Annotated in this window: 15 protein-coding genes; 8 read left to right on the forward strand and 7 right to left on the reverse strand. The window is 55.8% G+C overall.

Going from position 1 to position 19987, the window contains the following annotated elements; genetic code table 11:
* The first annotated feature begins 272 nt into the window (after nt 1–272).
* Both N430_RS06140 and N430_RS06145 read left to right on the forward strand, forming a co-directional pair.
* Nucleotides 273–1439: a tetratricopeptide repeat protein gene (locus N430_RS06140; protein WP_133248826.1), complete on the forward strand. Its 1167-nt coding sequence runs from the start codon at nt 273–275 to the stop codon at nt 1437–1439.
* A gap of 300 nt (nt 1440–1739) precedes the next feature.
* Nucleotides 1740–2582: a hypothetical protein gene (locus tag N430_RS06145; protein WP_133248827.1), complete on the forward strand. Its 843-nt coding sequence runs from the start codon at nt 1740–1742 to the stop codon at nt 2580–2582.
* Nucleotides 2583–2696: 114 nt separating this feature from the next.
* Here the strand turns inward: N430_RS06145 and N430_RS29235 are convergent, their stop codons facing one another.
* The 4 genes from N430_RS29235 to N430_RS29250 all read right to left on the reverse strand — a co-directional run bounded on the left by N430_RS29235 (nt 2697) and on the right by N430_RS29250 (nt 9085).
* Nucleotides 2697–3782 carry a hypothetical protein gene (locus N430_RS29235; protein ID WP_133248828.1) on the reverse strand — a complete coding sequence of 362 codons (1086 nt, stop codon included), beginning with the start codon at nt 3780–3782 and terminating at the stop codon, nt 2697–2699.
* A 355-nt stretch (nt 3783–4137) separates the two neighbouring features.
* Nucleotides 4138–4713, reverse strand: a complete 576-nt coding sequence (locus N430_RS29240) for a hypothetical protein (RefSeq protein ID WP_133248829.1) — start codon at nt 4711–4713, stop codon at nt 4138–4140.
* The gene (locus N430_RS29245; protein WP_133248830.1) at nt 4700–6895 is read right to left on the reverse strand and encodes a hypothetical protein; all 2196 of its coding nucleotides are present in this window, start codon (nt 6893–6895) and stop codon (nt 4700–4702) included. Before N430_RS29245 ends, N430_RS29240 begins: the two co-directional genes overlap by 14 nt.
* Before the next feature lie 69 nt (nt 6896–6964).
* On the reverse strand, nt 6965–9085 hold the full coding sequence (locus N430_RS29250; protein ID WP_133248831.1) for a hypothetical protein: 2121 nt from the start codon (nt 9083–9085) through the stop codon (nt 6965–6967).
* 318 nt (nt 9086–9403) lie between these two features.
* Here N430_RS29250 and N430_RS06160 point away from each other — a divergent pair, with 318 nt between their 5' ends.
* The gene (locus N430_RS06160) at nt 9404–10108 is read left to right on the forward strand and encodes an NUDIX domain-containing protein (protein ID WP_110634633.1); all 705 of its coding nucleotides are present in this window, start codon (nt 9404–9406) and stop codon (nt 10106–10108) included.
* Between the two features lie 165 nt (nt 10109–10273).
* On the opposite strand, the gene N430_RS06165 is transcribed toward N430_RS06160, so the two are convergent.
* Entirely contained in the window at nt 10274–11203 is a 930-nt protein-coding gene (locus N430_RS06165) for a DMT family transporter (RefSeq protein ID WP_110634257.1), read from the reverse strand.
* A 295-nt stretch (nt 11204–11498) separates the two neighbouring features.
* Nucleotides 11499–12092 (reverse strand): cupin domain-containing protein, encoded by a 594-nt coding sequence (locus N430_RS06170; RefSeq protein ID WP_110634254.1) that lies wholly within the window; start codon nt 12090–12092, stop codon nt 11499–11501.
* A gap of 345 nt (nt 12093–12437) precedes the next feature.
* On the opposite strand from N430_RS06170, the gene glnT reads away from it, so the two are divergent.
* The 5 genes from glnT to N430_RS06195 all read left to right on the forward strand — a co-directional run bounded on the left by glnT (nt 12438) and on the right by N430_RS06195 (nt 18238).
* A complete protein-coding gene (gene glnT / locus N430_RS06175; protein WP_110634251.1) occupies nt 12438–13772 on the forward strand; it encodes a type III glutamate--ammonia ligase in 1335 nt (444 codons plus the stop codon).
* A gap of 66 nt (nt 13773–13838) precedes the next feature.
* On the forward strand, nt 13839–14744 hold the full coding sequence (locus N430_RS06180; RefSeq protein WP_110634248.1) for a glutamine amidotransferase family protein: 906 nt from the start codon (nt 13839–13841) through the stop codon (nt 14742–14744).
* 26 nt (nt 14745–14770) lie between these two features.
* Complete coding sequence (locus N430_RS06185) at nt 14771–15445, forward strand: protein glxC (protein ID WP_110634245.1); 675 nt, start codon at nt 14771–14773, stop codon at nt 15443–15445.
* A 15-nt stretch (nt 15446–15460) separates the two neighbouring features.
* Entirely contained in the window at nt 15461–16786 is a 1326-nt protein-coding gene (locus N430_RS06190; RefSeq protein ID WP_110634240.1) for an FMN-binding glutamate synthase family protein, read from the forward strand.
* A 147-nt stretch (nt 16787–16933) separates the two neighbouring features.
* Entirely contained in the window at nt 16934–18238 is a 1305-nt protein-coding gene (locus N430_RS06195; protein WP_110634237.1) for an ammonium transporter, read from the forward strand.
* Between the two features lie 108 nt (nt 18239–18346).
* Here N430_RS06195 and N430_RS06200 read toward each other — a convergent pair whose 3' ends face one another.
* Complete coding sequence (locus N430_RS06200; RefSeq protein WP_110634234.1) at nt 18347–19759, reverse strand: cytosine permease; 1413 nt, start codon at nt 19757–19759, stop codon at nt 18347–18349.
* Nucleotides 19760–19987: the final 228 nt, after the last annotated feature.

Here is a 19987-nt window from a genome sequence, read left to right on the forward strand (position 1 = left end):
ATCCATCAGAGCTAAAGCCGTGACCTTGAGCCTGTCGTCTCTTCCGGCTCGAAGAGTCGGCTAGCGGAGCGGTTAAGTGTCCGCCACCACAGGTTGTGCTCAGGGCGCCAAATCAACCCTCAAACACAACCTGGACGAACCAAAACCAGCTTCTAAGCTTAACGTGATGCCATGTGGTGGGTATCATCCCGCCCATTGAGCAGGGGCGAGACAACAGACAAACCATTGCCCCGGTCGGCGGGGAGATCATTTTCTATTGTCTGGAGTTCGACATGAAGCCAGACTTTCCACCAGTATCCCCCCTTGATTTCCATCCCATTATTCTTGACTCCTTCCAAGAAAATCGGCTCAAACTGCCTAATGGCTGCATGGTAGAGCAGGTAGCCTCAGACCCTGAGAAGCTGGATGAATACTGCCTGGCCGCATTTGGCAAGAGTTGGCTGCGTGTGCGGTGCGACGCCGAGGTAGAGCTGTCTTCCCGGCTCATTGAAATCACTGACCGAATGGCTCCGCTGGAAGTGCTGCTACGAAAAGGTCAGCCACCCGAGACGCTCATCCAAGCATATGACGACATCTGGGAGGCCTTGGAAAAAGCGCACAGCGATGGATCACTCAAAGCGTTAGTGCTGATGGGACACCTCAGTCTTAGGATCGGAAGCAAGTTTCCTCCGCTGGCCAATCCGAGGGCTGGTGATGAGGCCTTTCTGATGGCCGCTGATCTCGGGTATATCGCAGCCTATTGTTCTCTGGGCGATTACCTCTTAGAGGAGGGAAGGGCTGATGAAGCGGCTACGATGTATCAACAGGGAGCTCAGAAAGGTTGCAGCGCCTGCCTGTATCAGCTGGGGCAGTTCACCGAACGAGGCGTCGGAGGGCTCGCTCAGAGTGACTCCGCTGCATTCGATTTCTATCTCCAAGCAGCTGAACAAAACTATCCGCCAGCTGATGTTGCGATGGCGACACTGTGGCTACGGAGTCCTTTACAGCCTCTTCAGCCAACACGCCTGGAAACCGTGCTTAAGGAGCGCGTTGAGATGAGGTGTGATGGGGCTGAGATGGCGCTGGCGGGGTTGTATCTGCACACGAACAGCTCTAATGGAACCAAGCGTAAGGTGATCTCCCTCTATCGTTGTGCCGCAGCGTATGGTGACGTTGATGCACAGATGAAGCTGGCGAGGCTGCTGGCCGGTAATGAGTTTGGTGTGCTCGATGTGCAGGTAGATCTAAGAGAAGCCGAGAGATGGTATCTGCGTGTCTGCGGGTCTGAGTATGCTTCGCCCGGGTTGGCAGCTAAGGCCAAACTGGAATTGGCACATCTGTATATGAGCCAGGGGAAATTTTCGGAGGCGGCGCATCATTTTTTCGGTGTATCCAAAGTCTTTCCAGAAGCGGCAGAGCTGCAAGCTAAGTGTGAGAGGTTTGCTGAAGCTAGATTCTAACTCCCAGGAAACTTAGATCCTATGAACACCCTGGGCTATGCCCGCATGGTCTAGCGACAAGCGATCATTCGTAGAGATCTACAGACCTGGTAATCTTGTAGCTCGGGCTAGGCTCAGGGAGAAGCGAGGTGCTCATCAGGCAGACTTTAACTCTTCTTTCCTTGACTCACGTCATCAAGCGTCTACGCTTGTTTGGTGATGTACGCTGACATCGTGCCGTCAGTAGTGATGTGGCCAGACCATAGACAAACCATTGCCCCGTTCGGCGGGGAGTTCGTTTTCTATTGTCTGGAGCCTGAGATGAAACCAGACCTTCCACCTGTTTCCCCCCGAAAATTTCACCCTTCGCTGATCGAAACACCTGTTGAAAATAGGCTTAACCTGCCAGATGGGCGTATGGCGGAAGAGATCAGCACTGACCGCCAAATATTAGCTGAGTATTGCCAGTCTTATTACGGCGAAACCTGGGCCTCCTTGCGATGCGCCGCGCTACATGACCTGAGCACGCGCCTCGGTGCGATTCGTGAAAGGATCCCTGTGTTTGAAGAGCTGCTGGATAAAGGGCAGCCGGCCATTTCACTACGCGGAGTCTACGACGAAATGTATCAGTCGCTCTTAGCTCTCTATGCCAAGGGGTCACTGAATGCGTTGTTAGTGATCGCTGAGCTCCAACTGATCGGTGACCGGTTTCCACCACTGCGCAACAGCGGTAAGGAAATGGACGCTCTTCGAGTGGCTGAAGATGAAGGGAATATCGCACTGTACGCGTTTCTCGGCGACCACCTACTTAAAGAGAAGCGTGTCGAAGAGGCTGCTGTGGTATATCACCGAGGTACAGAAATGGGCTGCAGCGCTTGTCATTATCAGTTGGGGCAACTCGCGGAGTGGGGCGTTGGCGAGGCCCCCAATAGCGCAGAGATCGCATACGCTCATTACCAGCAAGCTGCCCGTATGAACTACCCCCCTGCCAGCGTCGCCTTAGCTAAGCTTTTGTTGACAAACACAGCTACGATTTGCCAACCAATCAGTCTGGTGCAAAACCTCGAATACGCGGTAGAGCTTGGTTGCGAGGGAGCAGCAGTCATGCTTAACCAGATCCTTACTCGCCTCAGAAAAACCTCAGATACGCCGCAGAGCTTATAGGAGAATATGAGAGCACTACTGGCGTCTTAAATTTCGTAATTTGGATAGTTGTCGCTTGTACAACTGCTCAGGCACTGGCTGCATAGGCCGGTGTCTGAGCATACTTTGCAGCTTTCATTGTTTGAGGCTGCGTTTAGCCCGCATGGCATCAATCTGTTCTTGTAGAGATGTTACCATGCTCTTCTGCTCGTCGGTGGCACCATCCCTCTGCATCAAGTAGTTCAACCGTCTTAGCTGGTCTTTGACGTCGTCCAGTTCTGAAAGGTGATCAAGAGCAGCGTCGATTGATCCCCAGAAGTCCAAAAGATCGAAAGCTGCATCAAAGTAGTGCCACATTGATGAGGGGGATCCATGCCCAATCTTTTTACGTATCCTTTCACATATTGTCCTTGTCAGGGGTTCTGAGAGGATTTCCCTATTGGGCTTATCTGTATCAAGAAGGTCACGAAGGTGGATCAAAATTTCAGTTGTGATAAAACGATGTCGGTACATGGAAAGACAAATTCGCTCATCTCCTAATCCAGCATTGATGGCCAAGCGGGAAAAATCTTTGGCCAATGAGGCCGCGGACAATGGCGTCCCTTGTTGGGTCAGAAAAAGAGCGTCCTGATGCAGAGGATCTATTTTGTTGTCGATTAAACTCTGTAAGAAAACTGTGCGCGCTGTGAGGTATCGAGAGACCTGACCACAGCCAGTGAGGTTTAAACGAAAGTGCCTAATGGGTGGGGGTTCCATTCGTCTTTTTAATGTAGGGATCTGGAGGTCTCGAGTTTTATAAATATTCAGGAGGGGAGTAAGCGGTATGGATACAAGTTCGCCAGGCCTCAGGCCGGTATTTTTCATGATCCAGTTCATAAAAAACCTCCGGGAATAGAGATATTCTTGTTGCGCTTTGAAAAGGCCTTGAGATACGAATCGAGCTTGTGGGAGTCCATCTTGAGCAGTAGCGGATATTAATAAACTAGATATCTCGTTTTCGATTGCGTCAATAAAGTTGTCAGGCATGGCGCGCTTGTCATTTTGCTCGCTCGCGTCGATAGGTATAGAGGGGTGTTGATAGTAAGCGCGCCCGGTCATCGGGTTAACCAATTTTTCGATTGTGACTTTTGGATTCCTGTCTGCAGGGCCTATAAGGCATTGATCAAGCGGGCCTCGTAGGTTGACTTCCAGCCATCGAAGAAATTCGATGACTGTAATCATTATAGCTCTGATGGTATTATTATCTCTTAAGTACCTATCTGGGTTTCGGGGATCTCGAGCGCTGACAAGCTCCGAAGCAAGTTCGTGAAGGTCGAAGTCAGTTGTTTCTGTGAGGTTTATTCGATTTCTATAGCAATATTTTATGTGGTGAGTCAGGTTTGAACAATACTGCCTGAGCGACTGCCCAGTGGACTTAGATGCTAGTTCCATTATCCAGAAATTTACTAAGGAACAAGGTTTGCCATTTGGCCAGCGCATCAATGATATTGACTTTTTATGTTTGAGGTGCGAGCGTTCTCTTCGGTAGTCTACATAGTCAGGGATGTCTACATTGAGATACTCTATAAAAAGTGATTTAGGCATCTTTGCCACCTTCGATTACCCTTAGGTTTCCAGGTTCTGGGCTAGGCTCTGAAGATATTATATTTAAGTAAGTTATACGGCTTTTGTCTAGTATGTTTTTCAATGTGATGCGGTCAATCTCAGTTGATGCGTTGGCCGGTTGATCTACGAATATTTTTAAAGCTCTATATAATTCTAAGTAGGCTTGGGAGCATTGAGTGGCGTGCCAGAGGCACTCTTTGATTTCTGCTTTAGAGTCCCTGTCGTCAGACTTTGAATTCTGTGGGGGGGGGGCTGGCTGAAAGGTTTTTTGTAAGAGTTGGTATGCCTGTTCGCGCCTCGTTTTCATTAGTTCCCAGCGGTCACGTGCATTGGCATTTGTTGGGTAAGAAGCCTTGGGGTCTAAGGTTGCTTTTTGAAGCGTGTTGTAAGATATTTTGGTAAAAAAACCAGGAATTTTTAAAGAGCAAAATGTGCGCAAGTCTTTAAGGTAGGGTATTAGGTCTGGTGTGAGAGTAATTTGAGAGTTTAGCAACTGCTCAAGCCAGATGAACCGGTTTTCGGCGTTTTTGATACTAGAATTGCTCATCCTGCTTGTCCTCATATTTAAATGCCAAGTCAATACCGTCTGGCTCCATACAACCAGGCGCAAAAATAAAATAGGGTTTGATTGTTATTGTTCCCTCTGCGCGTAAGTCTTGCAGAAATTCAATGTAAGCTTTTCTCTGCAAGCCTTCAACACGGCCTACGCCAAAACGTGCCTTCACTGCGTTGTACAGGGCTACTAACCCGTCGACGTCTTGTCTGTTAGACCTGCCGGCCTCAAGTTCGATTATTTTATCTTCAATGCACTCCGCTTCCCACAGACTAATTTCTTCTGCACTAACCGACGCGTCAGTGTAGGCCTGGGTGTGTTCGGTCAAACGGTGGCCTGCCATCCAGGCGGCGCAGCTAAAACCTATGTTTTGTTCGTGCCAGTACATCATCAATATAAAAAATTTTCGAAACTCATGTGGCCCCGGGTAGAAACGACGCCCATGCTCGTCTATGGGTGAGTCTATATAATCGTGAAAAAGCCCCGTGTACAAACTAAGTTTAATTTTTAATGCGGATCTGTAGCTTTTTTTGAAAGTCCCCATAGACGGGATATAGAATAAATCATCGGTGGCGTGTGGCGAGGTGTCCTCAAATAGTTCGGCAAGATTCATTCCAAGATATTGAAGTTGGGATATAGCTTTGAGAGTAAGCTTCGGTATGGGGCGCGCAAATTCCATATTTATCCCTTCAAGTCCAGTTTTGCCAACTGTTGACTCCATCCATGCCCCTCCTAACAACGTGTCGTACATCGCGCAATCTCGGCGCAAGCTAATGAGTTCGCTAATTCTAAGAGGTTTTAGCATGCAAATAATATTGCTTTGAGCGCATATCAGTAGTCCTAAGGCCTGGTTTAGGGTTAAATTTTCAGGGTCTAAATCCTGCAAGTTTTTCTTTGCGCATCGTATTTTAAGTGCGTCGCCAATGTTGTTGCTCGGCAGTCCAGGGCACTCTAAGGTCATGTATTTTTCAAGTATTTTTGGTAGCTCTAAGTTGGCTAAATGCATCCGGGTTGCTAGCCTTTTATTAGGGTTTTCGTTGTGCAGGTGTCTTATGTATTCAAGGCAGCAGTCAATTAAAGCGTCGCCATAAACTATTACGAATTCAGTCGACTTTCTAAGGATTTTCAAACCGAATCGCAATGGGATGAGCTGCTTGTGTTGCGATGAATTTATATATTGGCTCGCCAACAATCTTAGCTCTTGAGGATTGTAGTTGATATTTGGGATGGTTGTTGATGGGTGATGCTTTCCCTTAAAAAAATTATTTAAATTGTAGATGATTTTCGTTAGAGTTGCTTCTGTAAGTGGGTGGCTAGGTTCGTGGTCTAACAGTCTTGTGGTTGTCCTGGGGTGCTGCGTTGTGCGCAAATAATCATTGATGGTTTTTTCACTGGTTGTTTCATTGTTAAATTGCGCAAGAAACACTACTAGCTTTGAGTGTTTTGGGTTGATTCCGGGCTTTCCTATAATGTGTTTAATATAATTTGTGGGGATTCTCTCGGGGCTTTTTCCCCTTGTATCCGTTTGGTATTTGATAAAACCACGATCACTAAATAGCGCGTCCAGAATTTTGGAGCGCACATTTTCTGGGAGATTGAACGCTCGTTTGTGCAACGCATCTGGCGCCTTTTGTCCAAGTGCTTTAATGTGAAGTTTGTCCAAAGTCCTAGGTATAATTTCAAGGGCGTTTTCCCATCCGCCTTGAGCAAGTTTGGTTACTAAGTGCTTCAAAGCGTCTTCGTTCAGGAGATTGAACCCAAATTTATCAGGCATGAATCGTTCTTTGTCTAGATACATGTATGAAGCTAAGTTAAAAATTGGTTGGATGTGATCACCCCAGGCGGCGGGCCCAGGGTAAATTCCAAAAGAGCCTGACCTGATATAAAAAAGGGTTTTTTGAATCGCGTGTAACATTATGGTGTTTTGTGAATCTGTAAGTAGAGAATCATCGGGAAGCCGTACATTAAAATTAACATTCTTTGTGTGCTTCCAACCTTCTTCAGTTAGGACATGTTTATCGCCATTAGATGTTTTCCAGGCGTCAGACCCAATATTACCTTCAAGAAGCCAACTCGCAGTAAAGTCGTCTGGTTCTCGATTCAGCCTTTCATTATTTATGGCGATGACACGTTCAAGGTCAGTGATAGAATATTGTCTTTTTTCATAGCGTGGCATAGTGAATTTCCTCGCTTTGTATTTCGAAAGATGTAAGTTCTAAAGGAGAATCATTATGTTCTCAGGAATCTACGGGGAAAGCTTGGGGTGCGTTGCGTCTAACTTCCATTTTGTTAGAAGCTCCGAGGACTGCTGCCACGCAATTGTTAATTCTTTAAATGAATTTCCCTGAAGGTTAGAGCGAATTGCTTGGGCTGCAGCAGTGGTGGCAGGGAGTTCTACTGCAGCCTGCATCATTCGGGCTAGGAGATTGAGGTCATTCAATGGAATAGCCAGCGAATTTGTTTCGCTTTGCGTTACTTCTGAGGCGGTTTCCTCTTTTTTCTCAGTAATGTCGAGAAATAATCTTAGTGCCGCCAAACTCACAGAAGATAGATTCAGGCAAAGAAATTTAGCTTTTAGGTGCTCAAATGGTTCAAATTCATCAGGGAACTCATTCCTGAAAGACTTTTCCATTGCATTGGTGAACTGATCTCTTCCATGGGGACGAAAAAGCACTGAGTCCATGAACGCTTTTAAGTCTTCAATTGTGTTAAAGTCAGATGCAGCCAAGAGCCAAGGGCAATCGATATTGGCAAGCACGATCATTTTCTGCTGGAATGCACGAGCTGTTCGCTCATACTGACGTCTGAGGATCCATGGTGGTATATAGCTTTTCAGCACGGTTTTTGCTGAGTTACCCATTTTTTTTGCCATCATGCGTACTGAGCCCGTGCGAAACCATTCGAGAATTCCCTGGGTATTTCTTACCGCAGATAAAGAAAAGTTTTGCACGTTAACGCCAGCGGCAGTTAAGCGATCACTTAATGTGTCCCAGAGAGAGTATTTTCTATCACAAAACTCATGAGAAATTCCAACTGTTTCATTAATGCCTTTATTTGTGATTTCAATGAAAAGTGAGTGTAGTGCAGGATGCTGAGCTTTTTGAAGCTTTTCTCGCACTATGGAAGATTGTTCGAGTATTTCATTTATAATGCGGCTGGAGCGAGTTGATAGGTTGGAGCTTTTACGTGATTTAGACCGTGGTTTTTCGACGCTAAATGTCGTTGGGACATGTTCAGATCCTATGATCAGATAGCGCTTGCCATTTTTATTGGTCAGTTTTGATTGAGTCAGCGACATAGGGTTGAACTTAGGATTGTCGGTTATCAGTACAATCATGGCAGCGGCATAGTCTGTTGCGTTAGGAATTCCTAGTATTTCGCACAAAGCTTTCGACATTCTCTTGTTATCATATAGTTCGCAGTCGGCGAAGCGTATGATTTCTTTTGTAACCTGCACTTGTAGATAAGTGTTGAAAGCAAATCTAGGTGTTGAGTTTGCTAGCGTTTTCCAAGTGATCTGTTGGACGTCGTCATGGTTGATGATCATGTACTTCATTATTGCTAAAATATTGATCAGACCTTTCTTAGTCATTGGGTTGATTTCAGACGTGAAGCGATCAATAGTTTTGTTATCTAAGCTGCGAAGAAGTTCTGCTGCTCGATGAGGAGGCACTGAGTCAATCTTATTTCTAAGTGCTCGATATTTAATTATTTTTGAGTTCCAGTGCTCTTCAGCAATAGTGACGGTTTCGTGCGCAAGGTGTTTCAATTTTTCGTGGATATGATCTAAAAAATCATCAGTAGAATCAACATAGCTAGGTGTGCCAAGGTAAATATCTGGCCAGGTATCTGATGCAGATAAAGGAGCAGGGAGGGGGATAATTGATTCGCCAAGAACACCTAGTTGAGAAGCATCATCTAGCAGCCTACCCCGTGGTAGAATAGCTGGCGGCATCATGACGGTCGGCATTAACTTATCAGCCATAAGCTGGCGCAATAAGCTTTTGCAACACTCCCACATGTTTTTTCGACTTTCCGTATTGCATCCGTTGTGAATGTCGCCAATCAAAATGCATTTCTGACTGTCGGCAATAAATAGCTTGGTTTCTTCTACTGTTTTCGGTAGTGCGCGCCCAGAGCGATCAAGGTACGAAAAAAGCGTCCGTACTCCGGAAAACATCGTCGTACCTGATATAAAAGTATTCCCGTTAATTGATCGTATAAAAGAATGTCCAATGCGAGTTGCATCAGATATAGATAAATGGCTTGGCATTTTAGCCTTGATAGAACTGCCACCTGATCGCATCAATACATTTGGACGAAAGATAGTTAAGTAGCCGTTAGTCACTATCACTGTTGCTTTCATCAGCCATTACCTCATCAAAGGGAAAGGTAATGAAAGGCTAGGCTGAGAATCTTAGGTGTCAAGTTTGTGGTGTCAGGATCTCTACAAGGTACTGTATTATAAGTGTTTTAATGCAATCTTATGCTTAGGTGTCTGCAAAAAAGGTGTTCTGCGCGTCGACATCGAAACTGGCGATCTTCATGGCGGGTCTCCTCGCTGGAATGGCTATATAATTCACCTGGTGTATTAAGTGTGTCAAGTGACAACTTTTACGGGCCTGCGGGTTGCCATACTTAGAAGCTCTGGTGGATTATTGCGCTGATGAACAAGGAGTCCCCGGTGAGTACAGTCGAAGTTCTGGCCAGTGTCGATATCGTCGCCCTGCGCCTGGCCCCTGATGCCCAGCATCTGCAAGTGTTGTTGCACCGTCGTGAGCGCGAGCCGCATGTTGGCCAGTGGGCCTTGCCCGGCGTAATCGTCAATGGCCGAACCCCGGACACCAGCCTGGAGGGCGCTGCCGAACGCGCCCTGGGCGAGAAAGCCCTGGTGCAGCCGCGCCACCTCGAACAGGTGGGTACCGAAGGCAATGCCTTCCGTGACCCGCGGGGTTGGTCGTTGAGTACCTACTACCTGGCGTTGCTTGACCCGCAGCAGCAGGTTGAGGGTGAGCAGCTGGCGTTTTTTGACCTGGACAGCGTGATTGACCGCAAGGTGTTGCTGCCGTTCGACCATAACCTGCTGGTAGAGCGTGCGCGCGAGCGCTTGGCTTCGAAGACTGTGTACAGCAGCCTGCCGCTGCACCTGCTGGCGCAGAAGTTCACCGTGCTCGATGTGCTGGGGGCGGTGCAGGCGTGCCTGGGGCAGGCGGTGAACGGCACCTCGCTGCGCAAACGCCTGGAGCGCTTGCGCGAGCTGGGTTGGGTGAGGGATACCGGGGAGAAGAACCAGCCCAGGCTGGGCCGGCCGCAGCAGTTGTATCAGTACACGCCACAGGGGGAGCGGGTGTTCATGTTCGACCGGAGCCTTTTACCCGAAGGCGCCTGAGCGACATTTTATTTGTGGGCGCGGTCTTTGTGGGAGCGGCCTTGCGTCGCGAAAGGGCCGCGCAGCGGCCCCAGCAATTCGTGATTTTGCGCTGGAATCCTGGGGCCGCTATGCGGCCCTTTCGCGACGCAAGGCCGCTCCCACATTAGGTCGCGTTCAAGCAGGTCAATGCGCGCAGCGGCTGGTATCGCCTTGCTCGGCCGGGGCCTTGCGCGCCGCTGCCAGAATGGTCGCCAGTACGATCAGCGCAGCACCGGCCGCCATGCGCAGGCTCGGCTGGTCACCAAACAGCCACCAGGCACCGAGGATCGCGTACACCGGCTCCAGCGCGATGATCATGCCGGCAGTCCGCGCCTCAAGCCCTTCCAGGCTCTTGACGAACAGGAACTGCGACAGCCCGGTGCAGAACACCCCCAGCAGCGCCAGGTTGACCCAGTCATTGCTGCCCAGGCTGGTGTTGCCCAGGTGGCTGAAGGCGAACGGCGCCACCAGTGCAGCCACCACCACGTTCTGCCAGAACGCTACCTGCATGGCATTCATGCTCGAGCCGTTGCGGCGGTTGGCCACGGTCAGCAGGGCGAACGCCAGGCCCGAGCCCAGGCCCCAGAGCAGGCCGACGGTGCCTTTGTCGAGCAAATCGAAGGTTGGTACCACCAGCACCAGGCCCGCCGTCACCATCAACAGCAGCAAGCCTTGCACGGCACCGATGCGCTGGCCGAACACGCCGCGCTCGATCATGGCGATGAAGGCCGGGAAACTGGCAAAACCCAGGGTGGCCACGGCCACGCCGCCCACTTTGACGGCGATGAAGAAGGTCACCCAGTGAGTCGCCAGCAAGGCGCCGGTCAGGCCCAGTACCGGCAGGTTGCGCAGGGTCAGCGCGTCGAGCAGGCGGGTGCCCTTGAGCCCGGCGACGAAGCCCAGGGCGATGAAGGCGAAGGTGGCGCGGCCGAAGGTGATGATGCTGGCGTCGGCGTCGATCAGGTGACCGAGGATACCGGTCAGGCCGAACAGCACAGCGGCGATGTGGGCAACGCACAGGGCGTTACGGTGGCCGGTGGCAGCACCGGCTACGGGGATTGAAGTCGCGATCATGGCAGTCAAGTCTTCACAATGTGGCGCGCGCAAACACTCCCGATTGGCGCGGCGCGGGTCTCTAATACTGGGAGTTTTATCGTTATGAGCCCGGACGAACTGCCCGGTGCAAAAAGGCGCCACAGCGTTGGAATTGTGAAGCGAGGCTGTTTTACTCGCGAATACCACATCGATCAGCCCACGGCGCGGGGCTGGTCGATGTGTGTATTATTTTTGTAGACACGGTTTGGAAGCCGATTGCGGGCGACGTGTGCTTGTCTGATCGCGACATCGGCTGTTGCCTTGCAGCGCCTTCTTATTCCTCACCGTAATTCATGATCGACAGCAGGCGAATCGGCACCTGCACCAGCTGCTCAGGGCCGTGCGGGGTTTCGCCATCGAAGGTCAGGCTGTCGCCGGCCTGCATGTGGTAGAGCTGGTTGCCGTGGCGGTAGACCAGTTCCCCCTCCAGCAAATGCAGGAACTCGGTACCGGGGTGGGCGAAGGTCGGGAACTCTTCGCTGGCGTCGTCCATGGTCACCATGTACGCCTCGAAGTTCTTCTTTGGGCCCCTGGCGTGATTGAGCAAATGGTAGGTATGGCCCTTCTCGGTGCCGCGTCGCACCACCTCCAGCCCTTCACCGGCCTTGACCAGCAGGGCATTGCCGTCGGGCTGGTCGTATTGGCTGAACAGCTTGGCCATCGGCATGCCCAGCACATCGCACAGGCGGCTCAGGGTATCGAGGCTGGTGGACACCTGGGCGTTCTCGATCTTGCTGAGCATGCCCTGGCTGATGCCGGCGATGCGCGCCACATCGGCGAGCTTTAGCGATTGGGCCTGGCGCTGGCGCTTGATCTGCAGGCCCAGGTACTGCTCCAGGCGAAGGCGCGGTTGGGTGTCGGTTGGCATCGAATGTCCTGCACGGTTTCAGTTCAAGAATAAAGATTTCGCACTGGGAAAGTGCGAAATGCAGCTGCGTTGGCTGCTTCTTTCCTCAGATGAAAACAAGTTTCCCATAAATAGAGCATAAAAACCTGCATGGGTTTTGTGCAGCCTGCGCGGGCCTCTTCGCGGCTAAAGCCGCTCCTACAGGGCTTTGCACGGTCTCTGTAGGAGCGGCTTTAGCCGCGAAGAGGCCTGCACAGGCGCCACATGACCCAGGTTGATCCGAAGTTGGCAAGCACGTTGCATTCCTGTGAGGAAAGTAAGTTTCTCATGCGGAATTAGTGCCCCTCACCCAGGAGTGATCAACCCATGTTGCCAGCAGAAACCCAGCGCACCCTCGACCAGTACGGCATCAAGTATGTGCTGGCGCAGTTCGTCGATATCCACGGTTCGGCGAAGACCAAGTCGGTGCCAGTATCGGGCCTCAAGATGGTGGCTGAAGAGGGCGCCGGCTTTGCCGGGTTCGCTATCTGCGGCATGGGCATGGAGCCCCATGGCCCGGATTTCATGGCCCGTGGCGACCTCTCCACGCTGATCCCGGTGCCTTGGCAGCCGGGCTATGGGCGGGTGGTGTGCGTGGGCCATGTCAACGGCCAGCCGTGGCCCTACGACAGCCGTTACGTCTTGCAGCAGCAGGTGCAGCGCCTGGCCGACAAGGGCTGGACCCTGAACACTGGCCTTGAGCCCGAGTTCAGCCTGTTCCGTCGTGACGAAGGCGGCAAGCTGCAGTTGGTGGATGCCTCCGACAACCTCGACAAGCCGTGCTACGACTACAAGGGCCTGTCGCGCTCGCGGCTGTTCCTCGAGCGCCTCACCGAGGCTCTGCAACCGGTCGGTTTCGACATCTACCAGATCGACCACGAAGACGCCAACGGCCAGTTCGAGATCAACTACACCTACAGCGACGCCATGGAGTCGGCCGACCGCTTCACCTTCTTCCGCATGGCCGCCGGCGAGATTGCCAACGACCTGGGCATGATCTGCTCGTTCATGCCCAAGCCCGACCCCAAGCGCGCCGGCAATGGCATGCATTTCCACCTGTCGCTGGCCAGCAGCAGCAACAAGAACCTGTTCCACGACCCGTCCGACAGCAGCGGCATGGGCCTGTCGAAACTGGCCTACCACTTCGCCGCCGGCCTGCTGGCCCACGGCCCGGCGCTGTGTGCCTTCGCCGCCCCCACGGTCAACTCCTACAAGCGCCTGGTGGTCGGCCGCTCGCTGTCCGGTGCCACCTGGGCCCCGGCCTTCGTCGCCTACGGCGCCAACAACCGTTCGGCGATGGTGCGCATCCCCTATGGGCGCCTGGAGTTCCGCCTGCCGGACGCCGGCTGCAACCCGTACCTGGTCACCGCCGCGATCATCGCCGCCGGCCTCGATGGCATCGACCGCCAGCTGGAGCCGGGCGAGATGTGCAACGAGAACCTCTACAACCTGAGCCTGGAAGAGATCGCCGCACGCGGCATCAAGACCTTGCCGCAGTCGCTCAAGGAAGCGGCCGACGCCCTGGAAGCCGACCCGCTGTTCCGCGAGGTGCTCGGCGCCGAGATCGTCGACGAGTTCATCAAGCTCAAGCGCATGGAGTGGGTGGAGTACTGCCGCCACGTCTCCGACTGGGAAATCCAGCGCTACACCGAATTCTTCTGACCGCCAACCCTATCCCTGGGTAGCGGCGACAGCAGCGGCTACCCACTGCCTAGAAGGAGTATCACCATGTGTGGAATCGTAGGTCTGTACCTGAAAAAGCCAGAGCTGGAAGCCCAGCTCGGCAAGCTCTTCGAACCCATGCTCGAAGCCATGACCGACCGTGGCCCGGACAGTGCCGGCTTCGCCATCTACGGTGACGAAGTGGCCGATGGCTGGGTCAAGCTGACCCTTCAGGCGACGGACATCAACTACCCCTGGGCGGCCCTGATGGGCCAGTTGGAAGGGCGCCTGGGCTGCTCGCTGGACTGGTTCCAGAACGCCAGCGCCGCCGTGCTCAAGGTGCACACCGATGAAGCCGCCGCCCGCACCGCGCTGGCCGAACTGGCCCCCGACGTGCGCATCATGAGCGCCGGGCAGAGCATCGAGATCCTCAAGGGCATGGGCCTGCCGGCAGAAATCTCCAGCCGCTTCGGCCTGGCCAGCATGAAGGGCAGCCACATCATCGGCCATACCCGCATGGCCACCGAAAGCGCCGTGACCATGGAAGGCAGCCACCCGTTCTCCACCGGCGCCGACCTGTGCCTGGTGCACAACGGCTCGCTGTCCAACCACTTCCGCCTGCGCCAGGAGCTCAAGCGCGAAGGCATCAGCTTCGAGACCGACAACGACACCGAGGTGGCGGCCGGCTACCTGACCTGGCGCCTGCAACAGGGCGACACCCTGGCCCAGGCCCTGGATGGTGCGCTGGAAGATCTGGACGGTTTCTTCACGTTTGCCATCGGCACCCGCAACGGCTTTGCCGTGATCCGCGACCCGATCGCCTGCAAACCAGCGGTACTGGCCGAGACCGAGGACTACGTGGCCATGGCCTCCGAGTACCAGGCCCTGGCCAGCCTGCCGGGCATCGAGCACGCCAAGGTCTGGGAGCCGGCGCCGGCCACCCTGTACGTCTGGGAACGCGAAAGCGCCTGACCCTCACCGAATCACTGGAGACATTCATGAAGACGATCGACCTTTCCAGCGCCTCGGTGCGCATGCTCAACCAGTCCCTGCATGGCGACGTGCAAGACCACGAATGGCGGGTGACCCACCCCGACGGCAAGCACAACCTGGCCGTGGGCATCAACGCCGCCGTGTCGGTGGATATCGAAGGCCACGCCGGCTACTACTGCGCCGGCATGAACCAGCAGGCCAGCGTCACCGTGCACGGCAACGTCGGTGTGGGCGTGGCCGAGAACATGATGTCTGGCTCGGTGCGGGTCAAGGGCAGCGCCTCCCAGGCCGCCGGTGCCACCGCCCATGGCGGGCTGCTGGTGATCGAGGGTGATGCCGGCGCACGTTGCGGCATCTCGATGAAGGGCGTGGACATCGTGGTCGGCGGCAGCATCGGCCACATGAGCTGCTTCATGGGCCAGGCCGGGCGCCTGGTGGTGTGTGGCGATGCCGGTGATGCGCTGGGCGATTCGCTGTACGAGGTGCGCATCTACGTCAAGGGTTCGGTGCAGTCGCTGGGCTCGGACTGCATCGAGAAAGAGATGCGCGCCGAGCACCTGCAAGAGCTGCAGGAACTGCTGAACAAGGCCGGCCTTGCGCACAAGGCCGCCGATTTCAAACGCTACGGCTCGGCTCGCCAGCTGTACAACTTCAAAGTCGACAACGCCAGCGCGTACTGATCCAGGAGCATTCCCATGAGCGAACAATTCCCCCCGGTACTGCGTGAGTCGGCCACCTTCGATCGCCTGACCATCCAGGAAATCCAGCGCGCCGCCGAAACCGGCATCTACGACATCCGTGGCGGCGGCACCAAGCGCCGCGTGCCGCACTTCGACGACCTGCTGCTGCTCGGCGCCAGTGTGTCGCGCTACCCGCTGGAAGGCTACCGCGAAAAATGCGGCACCGACGTGGTGCTGGGCAACCGCTTCGCCAAGAAGCCGATCCACCTGAAGATCCCGGTGACCATCGCCGGCATGAGCTTCGGCGCGCTGTCGGCCAACGCCAAGGAGGCCCTGGGCCGTGGCGCGACCATTGCCGGCACCAGCACCACCACCGGCGACGGCGGCATGACCCCGGAAGAGCGTGGCCAGTCGCAGCATCTGGTGTACCAGTACCTGCCATCGCGCTATGGCATGAACCCCGATGACCTGCGCAAGGCCGATGCCATCGAGATCGTCCTCGGCCAAGGTGCCAAGCCGGGCGGCGGTGGCATGCTGCTGGGCATGAAGGTCACCGAGCGCGTCGCCGGCATGCGCACCTTGCCGATTGGCGTCGACCAGCGCAGCGCCTGCCGCCACCCGGACTGGACCGGCCCGGACGACCTGGCGATCAAGATTGCCGAGATCCGCGAGATCACCGACTGGGAGAAGCCGATCTACGTGAAGATCGGCGCCAGTCGCCCGTACTACGACGTCAAGCTGGCGGTGAAGGCCGGTGCCGATGTGATCGTGCTCGACGGCATGCAGGGCGGCACGGCGGCCACCCAGGAAGTGTTCATCGAACACGTCGGCATCCCGATTCTGCCGGCCATTCCACAGGCGGTGCAGGCGCTGCAGGAGATGGGCATGCACCGCAAGGTGCAGCTGATTGTCTCCGGTGGCATCCGCAACGGTGCCGACGTGGCCAAGGCCATGGCCCTGGGTGCCGACGCGGTGGCCATCGGCACGGCGGCGCTGATCGCCCTGGGCGACAACCACCCACGGCTGGACGGTGAGCTGAAGAAGATCGGCTCGGCTGCCGGTTTCTACGACGACTGGCAGAACGGCCGCGACCCGGCCGGCATCACCACCCAGGACCCGGAGCTGGCCAAGCGCCTGAACCCGGAAGAGGCCGGCCGGCGTCTGGCCAACTACCTGCGGGTGCTGGTGCTGGAGGCACAGACCATGGCCCGCGCCTGCGGCAAGTCACACCTGCACAACCTCGACCCTGAGGACCTGGTGGCGTTGACCGTCGAAGCTGCGGCGATGGCGCGGGTGCCTTTGGCGGGGACCGCGTGGGTGCCGGGCCAGGCGCAGTATTGAGTTAACCATCGGGGGCCGCTTTGCGGCCCTTTCGCGACACAAGGCCGCTCCTACAAGGGACCGCGATCTCCTGTAGGAGCGGCCTTGTGTCGCGAAAGGGCTGCAAAGCAGCCCCAGGGCCCCCCACATTCACACAGGAGTGACTCCATGAAGCATCTCACCCTCGCTGTAATGCTGTTAGCCCTGACTTCCCGGGCCCACGCCGCCGAACCCACCCTGGACACCGGCAACACCGCCTGGATGATCTGCGCGGCAATGTTCGTGCTGATGATGTGCATCCCGGGCCTGGCGCTGTTCTATGGCGGCATGGTGCGGGCGAAGAACTTCCTTTCGGTGTTCACCCAGCTGTTCGCCGTGGCCGGGGTGATCGGCATCCTCTGGGTGCTGTTCGGCTACAGCCTGGTGGTCGACACCAGCGGCATGGTCGAAGGGCAGCTGACCGTCAACAGCTTCATCGGCGGCCTGGACAAGGCGCTGATGTTGAACATTGGCCACGACAGCCTGGTAGGCAGCATCCCGGAGGGCGTGTTCGCAGTGTTTCAGCTGACCTTCGCCATCATCACTCCGGCACTGATTGCCGGTGGTTTTGCCGAGCGCATGAAGTTCAGCGCCTCGTTGCTGTTCATGGCGGCCTGGTTCGTCCTGGTGTATGCGCCCATCGCCCATATGGTCTGGGGCGGGCCGGGGGCGCTGATGGTCAACTGGGGTGTGCTGGACTTTGCCGGTGGCACCGCCGTGCATATCAACTCCGGTGTGGCAGCGCTGGCGGCGGCGTTGATGCTGGGCAAGCGCAAGGGCTACCCGCAGACGGCCATGCCGCCGCACAACCTCGGCTTCACCCTGGTGGGCGCGGGGTTGTTGTGGGTCGGTTGGTTCGGTTTCAACGTCGGTTCCGGGCTTGCGGCCAACGAAGGAGCAGGGGTGGTGATGCTGGCGACCATGGTCGCGGCCTGTGCCGGGATTGTCGGCTGGTTGCTGACCGAGAAGGTCATGCATGGTCGGCCTACCGCGTTGGGCGCGGCTTCAGGTGCTTTGGCCGGGCTGGTGGGGATCACGCCGGCCTGTGCCTTCGTCGGGCCGTTGGGCGCGGTGGTGATCGGCTTGCTGACCGGGGCAATCTGCTTCTTTGCCGTGACCCGGCTCAAGCAGGCGCTGGGGTACGACGACAGTCTCGATGTATTCGGGCTGCATGGTGTAGGCGGCATGATCGGGGCCGTGTTGACCGGCGTGTTTGCCGCGCCGTCGTTGGGCGGTTATGTGGAGGGGGCTTCGCCGATCGGGCAGGCCCTGGTGCAGCTCAAGGGCGTGGCGTTTACCTTTGTTTATTGCTTCGTGGTGAGCTGGGCGATTCTCGGGGCCATCAAGCTGACCGTGGGGCTGCGGGCCAGCCGGGAAGAGGAAGAGCAGGGGCTGGACCTGGCGGAGCACAACGAGCGTGCCTACAACCTCTGATGGATGGGTTGCTTGTACTGGTCTCTTCGCGGGCACGCCCGCTCCCACAGGGGATTGCGTATCCCTTTGGGAGCGGGCGTGCCCGCGAAGAGGCCAGTACAGGTTTGATCAGTGCCCCATGGCCAGCTTGGCACTGGTCTGGCGACGGCGGTAGGCGCTGTCACGGCTGGCCAGCCACCAGTACAGCGGCGAGGTCACTGCCAGGCCTACCAGCCACGACAGGTCAGCCCCGTTGATGTGCTCGGAGATCGGCCCGACGTACAGCGGCGTGTTCATGAACGGGATCTGCACCACGATGCCCACCGCATAGGCAATCAGCGCCTGCGGGTTGTAACGGCCGTAGATGCCGCCATCGACCTGGAAGATCGACTGGATGTCGTAGTCGCCCTTGTGGATCGCGTAGAAGTCGATCAGGTTGATCGCCGTCCACGGCACCAGCACTACCAGCAGCACCAGTACCATGTCGACGAAGTGGCCGATGAAGTCTGCCGAGGCGAACACCGCCACCACGCAGCAGGCCGACAGCACGATCAGCGACAGCACCGCGCGGCTCTTGGCGGTCGGGATCCAGCGGTAGGCGAAGGTCTGCACCAGGGTGATGATCGACAGCACCGCGCCATACAGGTTGAGGGCGTTGTGGCTGATCACGCTGAGCAGGAACAGCACCAGCATGACCGGGCCGAGGGTGCCGGTGGCCAGCTTGACCGCGTCCATGGTGTCCATGCCGGCCGGGATCGCCAGCACTGCCACGGCGCCGAAGACGAACGACAGGCTCGAACCCAGGGCCGAGCCCAGGTAGGTGGTCCAGAAGGTCGAGCTGACCTTTACGTCGGCTGGCAGGTAGCGCGAGTAGTCCGACACATACGGGGCGAAGGCGATCTGCCAGAGCGCTGCCAGCGACACGGTGGCCAGCCAGCCGGCCAGGTTGAAGCCGCCGCGGGTGAGGAAGTCGTCACTTTGCACATGGCTGAAGATGTAGCCGAAGCCGACCACGATGCCGATGCCCAGCACCCAGGTGCCGATGCGGTTGAGCACGTGGATGAAGCGGTAGCCGATGATGCCGATGATGCCTGAACCCAGTGCACCGATGACGATGCCCACCGGCACCGGTACGGCCTCGACCACACCATGCAGCGACTTGCCGGCCAGCACGATGTTGGAGGCGAAGAAGCCGATGTACATCACCCCGGCGATCACCACCACCAGCAAGGCACCGAGGGTGCCGAACTGGGCGCGGCTCTGGATCATCTGCGGGATGCCCATCTGCGGGCCCTGGGCCGAGTGCAGCGCCATCAGCACGCCGCCGACCAGGTGGCCAACGAGGATGGCGACGATGCCCCATATCAGGTTCAGGTGAAACAGCTGCACGCCCAGCGCGCCGGTGACGATGGGCAGCGGCGCGATATTGCCGCCGAACCACAGCGTGAACAGATCCCTCACCTTTCCATGGCGGTCTTCCGGCGGCACGTAGCCGATCGTGTGTTTTTCTATCAGGGGTGCCGAATTGGCTGCACTGGTCATGACTGACTCCAAGGCAAGGTGGGGCATCGGGTGCTGCCCGGGTGCGTGCCGGCGAAGGGCGACGCGTTCTTGTTGGAGCGATGATGCGGGGCGCGGGGATAACGAGAAATTAGTAAATATGTGCCCATAAACCTTAAAAAACCTAAGGCTGACAAAAGGTTAAGCGGTGGACGGTAGCAAGGAGGGTGCCAGCTGGCTGGAGGGCTTGGGGTAGAGGGGGTTGCTGTG

Source organism: Pseudomonas sp. CC120222-01a (assembly GCF_003097235.1).
GTDB lineage: Bacteria > Pseudomonadota > Gammaproteobacteria > Pseudomonadales > Pseudomonadaceae > Aquipseudomonas.

Bases quoted from the DNA above. Each gene is read 5' to 3' on its own strand.
- glnT (WP_110634251.1), top strand. From the start codon at position 12,438: ATGTTGCCAGCAGAAACCCAGCGCACCCTCGACCAGTACGGCATCAAG.
- N430_RS06140 (WP_133248826.1), top strand. From the start codon at position 273: ATGAAGCCAGACTTTCCACCAGTATCCCCCCTTGATTTCCATCCCATT.
- N430_RS29235 (WP_133248828.1), bottom strand. From the start codon at position 3,782: ATGATTACAGTCATCGAATTTCTTCGATGGCTGGAAGTCAACCTACGA.
- N430_RS06165 (WP_110634257.1), bottom strand. From the start codon at position 11,203: ATGATCGCGACTTCAATCCCCGTAGCCGGTGCTGCCACCGGCCACCGT.
- N430_RS06195 (WP_110634237.1), top strand. From the start codon at position 16,934: ATGAAGCATCTCACCCTCGCTGTAATGCTGTTAGCCCTGACTTCCCGG.
- N430_RS29245 (WP_133248830.1), bottom strand. From the start codon at position 6,895: ATGCCACGCTATGAAAAAAGACAATATTCTATCACTGACCTTGAACGT.
- N430_RS06200 (WP_110634234.1), bottom strand. From the start codon at position 19,759: ATGACCAGTGCAGCCAATTCGGCACCCCTGATAGAAAAACACACGATC.
- N430_RS06180 (WP_110634248.1), top strand. From the start codon at position 13,839: ATGTGTGGAATCGTAGGTCTGTACCTGAAAAAGCCAGAGCTGGAAGCC.
- N430_RS29250 (WP_133248831.1), bottom strand. From the start codon at position 9,085: ATGAAAGCAACAGTGATAGTGACTAACGGCTACTTAACTATCTTTCGT.
- N430_RS06190 (WP_110634240.1), top strand. From the start codon at position 15,461: ATGAGCGAACAATTCCCCCCGGTACTGCGTGAGTCGGCCACCTTCGAT.
- N430_RS29240 (WP_133248829.1), bottom strand. From the start codon at position 4,713: ATGAGCAATTCTAGTATCAAAAACGCCGAAAACCGGTTCATCTGGCTT.
- N430_RS06185 (WP_110634245.1), top strand. From the start codon at position 14,771: ATGAAGACGATCGACCTTTCCAGCGCCTCGGTGCGCATGCTCAACCAG.
- N430_RS06170 (WP_110634254.1), bottom strand. From the start codon at position 12,092: ATGCCAACCGACACCCAACCGCGCCTTCGCCTGGAGCAGTACCTGGGC.
- N430_RS06145 (WP_133248827.1), top strand. From the start codon at position 1,740: ATGAAACCAGACCTTCCACCTGTTTCCCCCCGAAAATTTCACCCTTCG.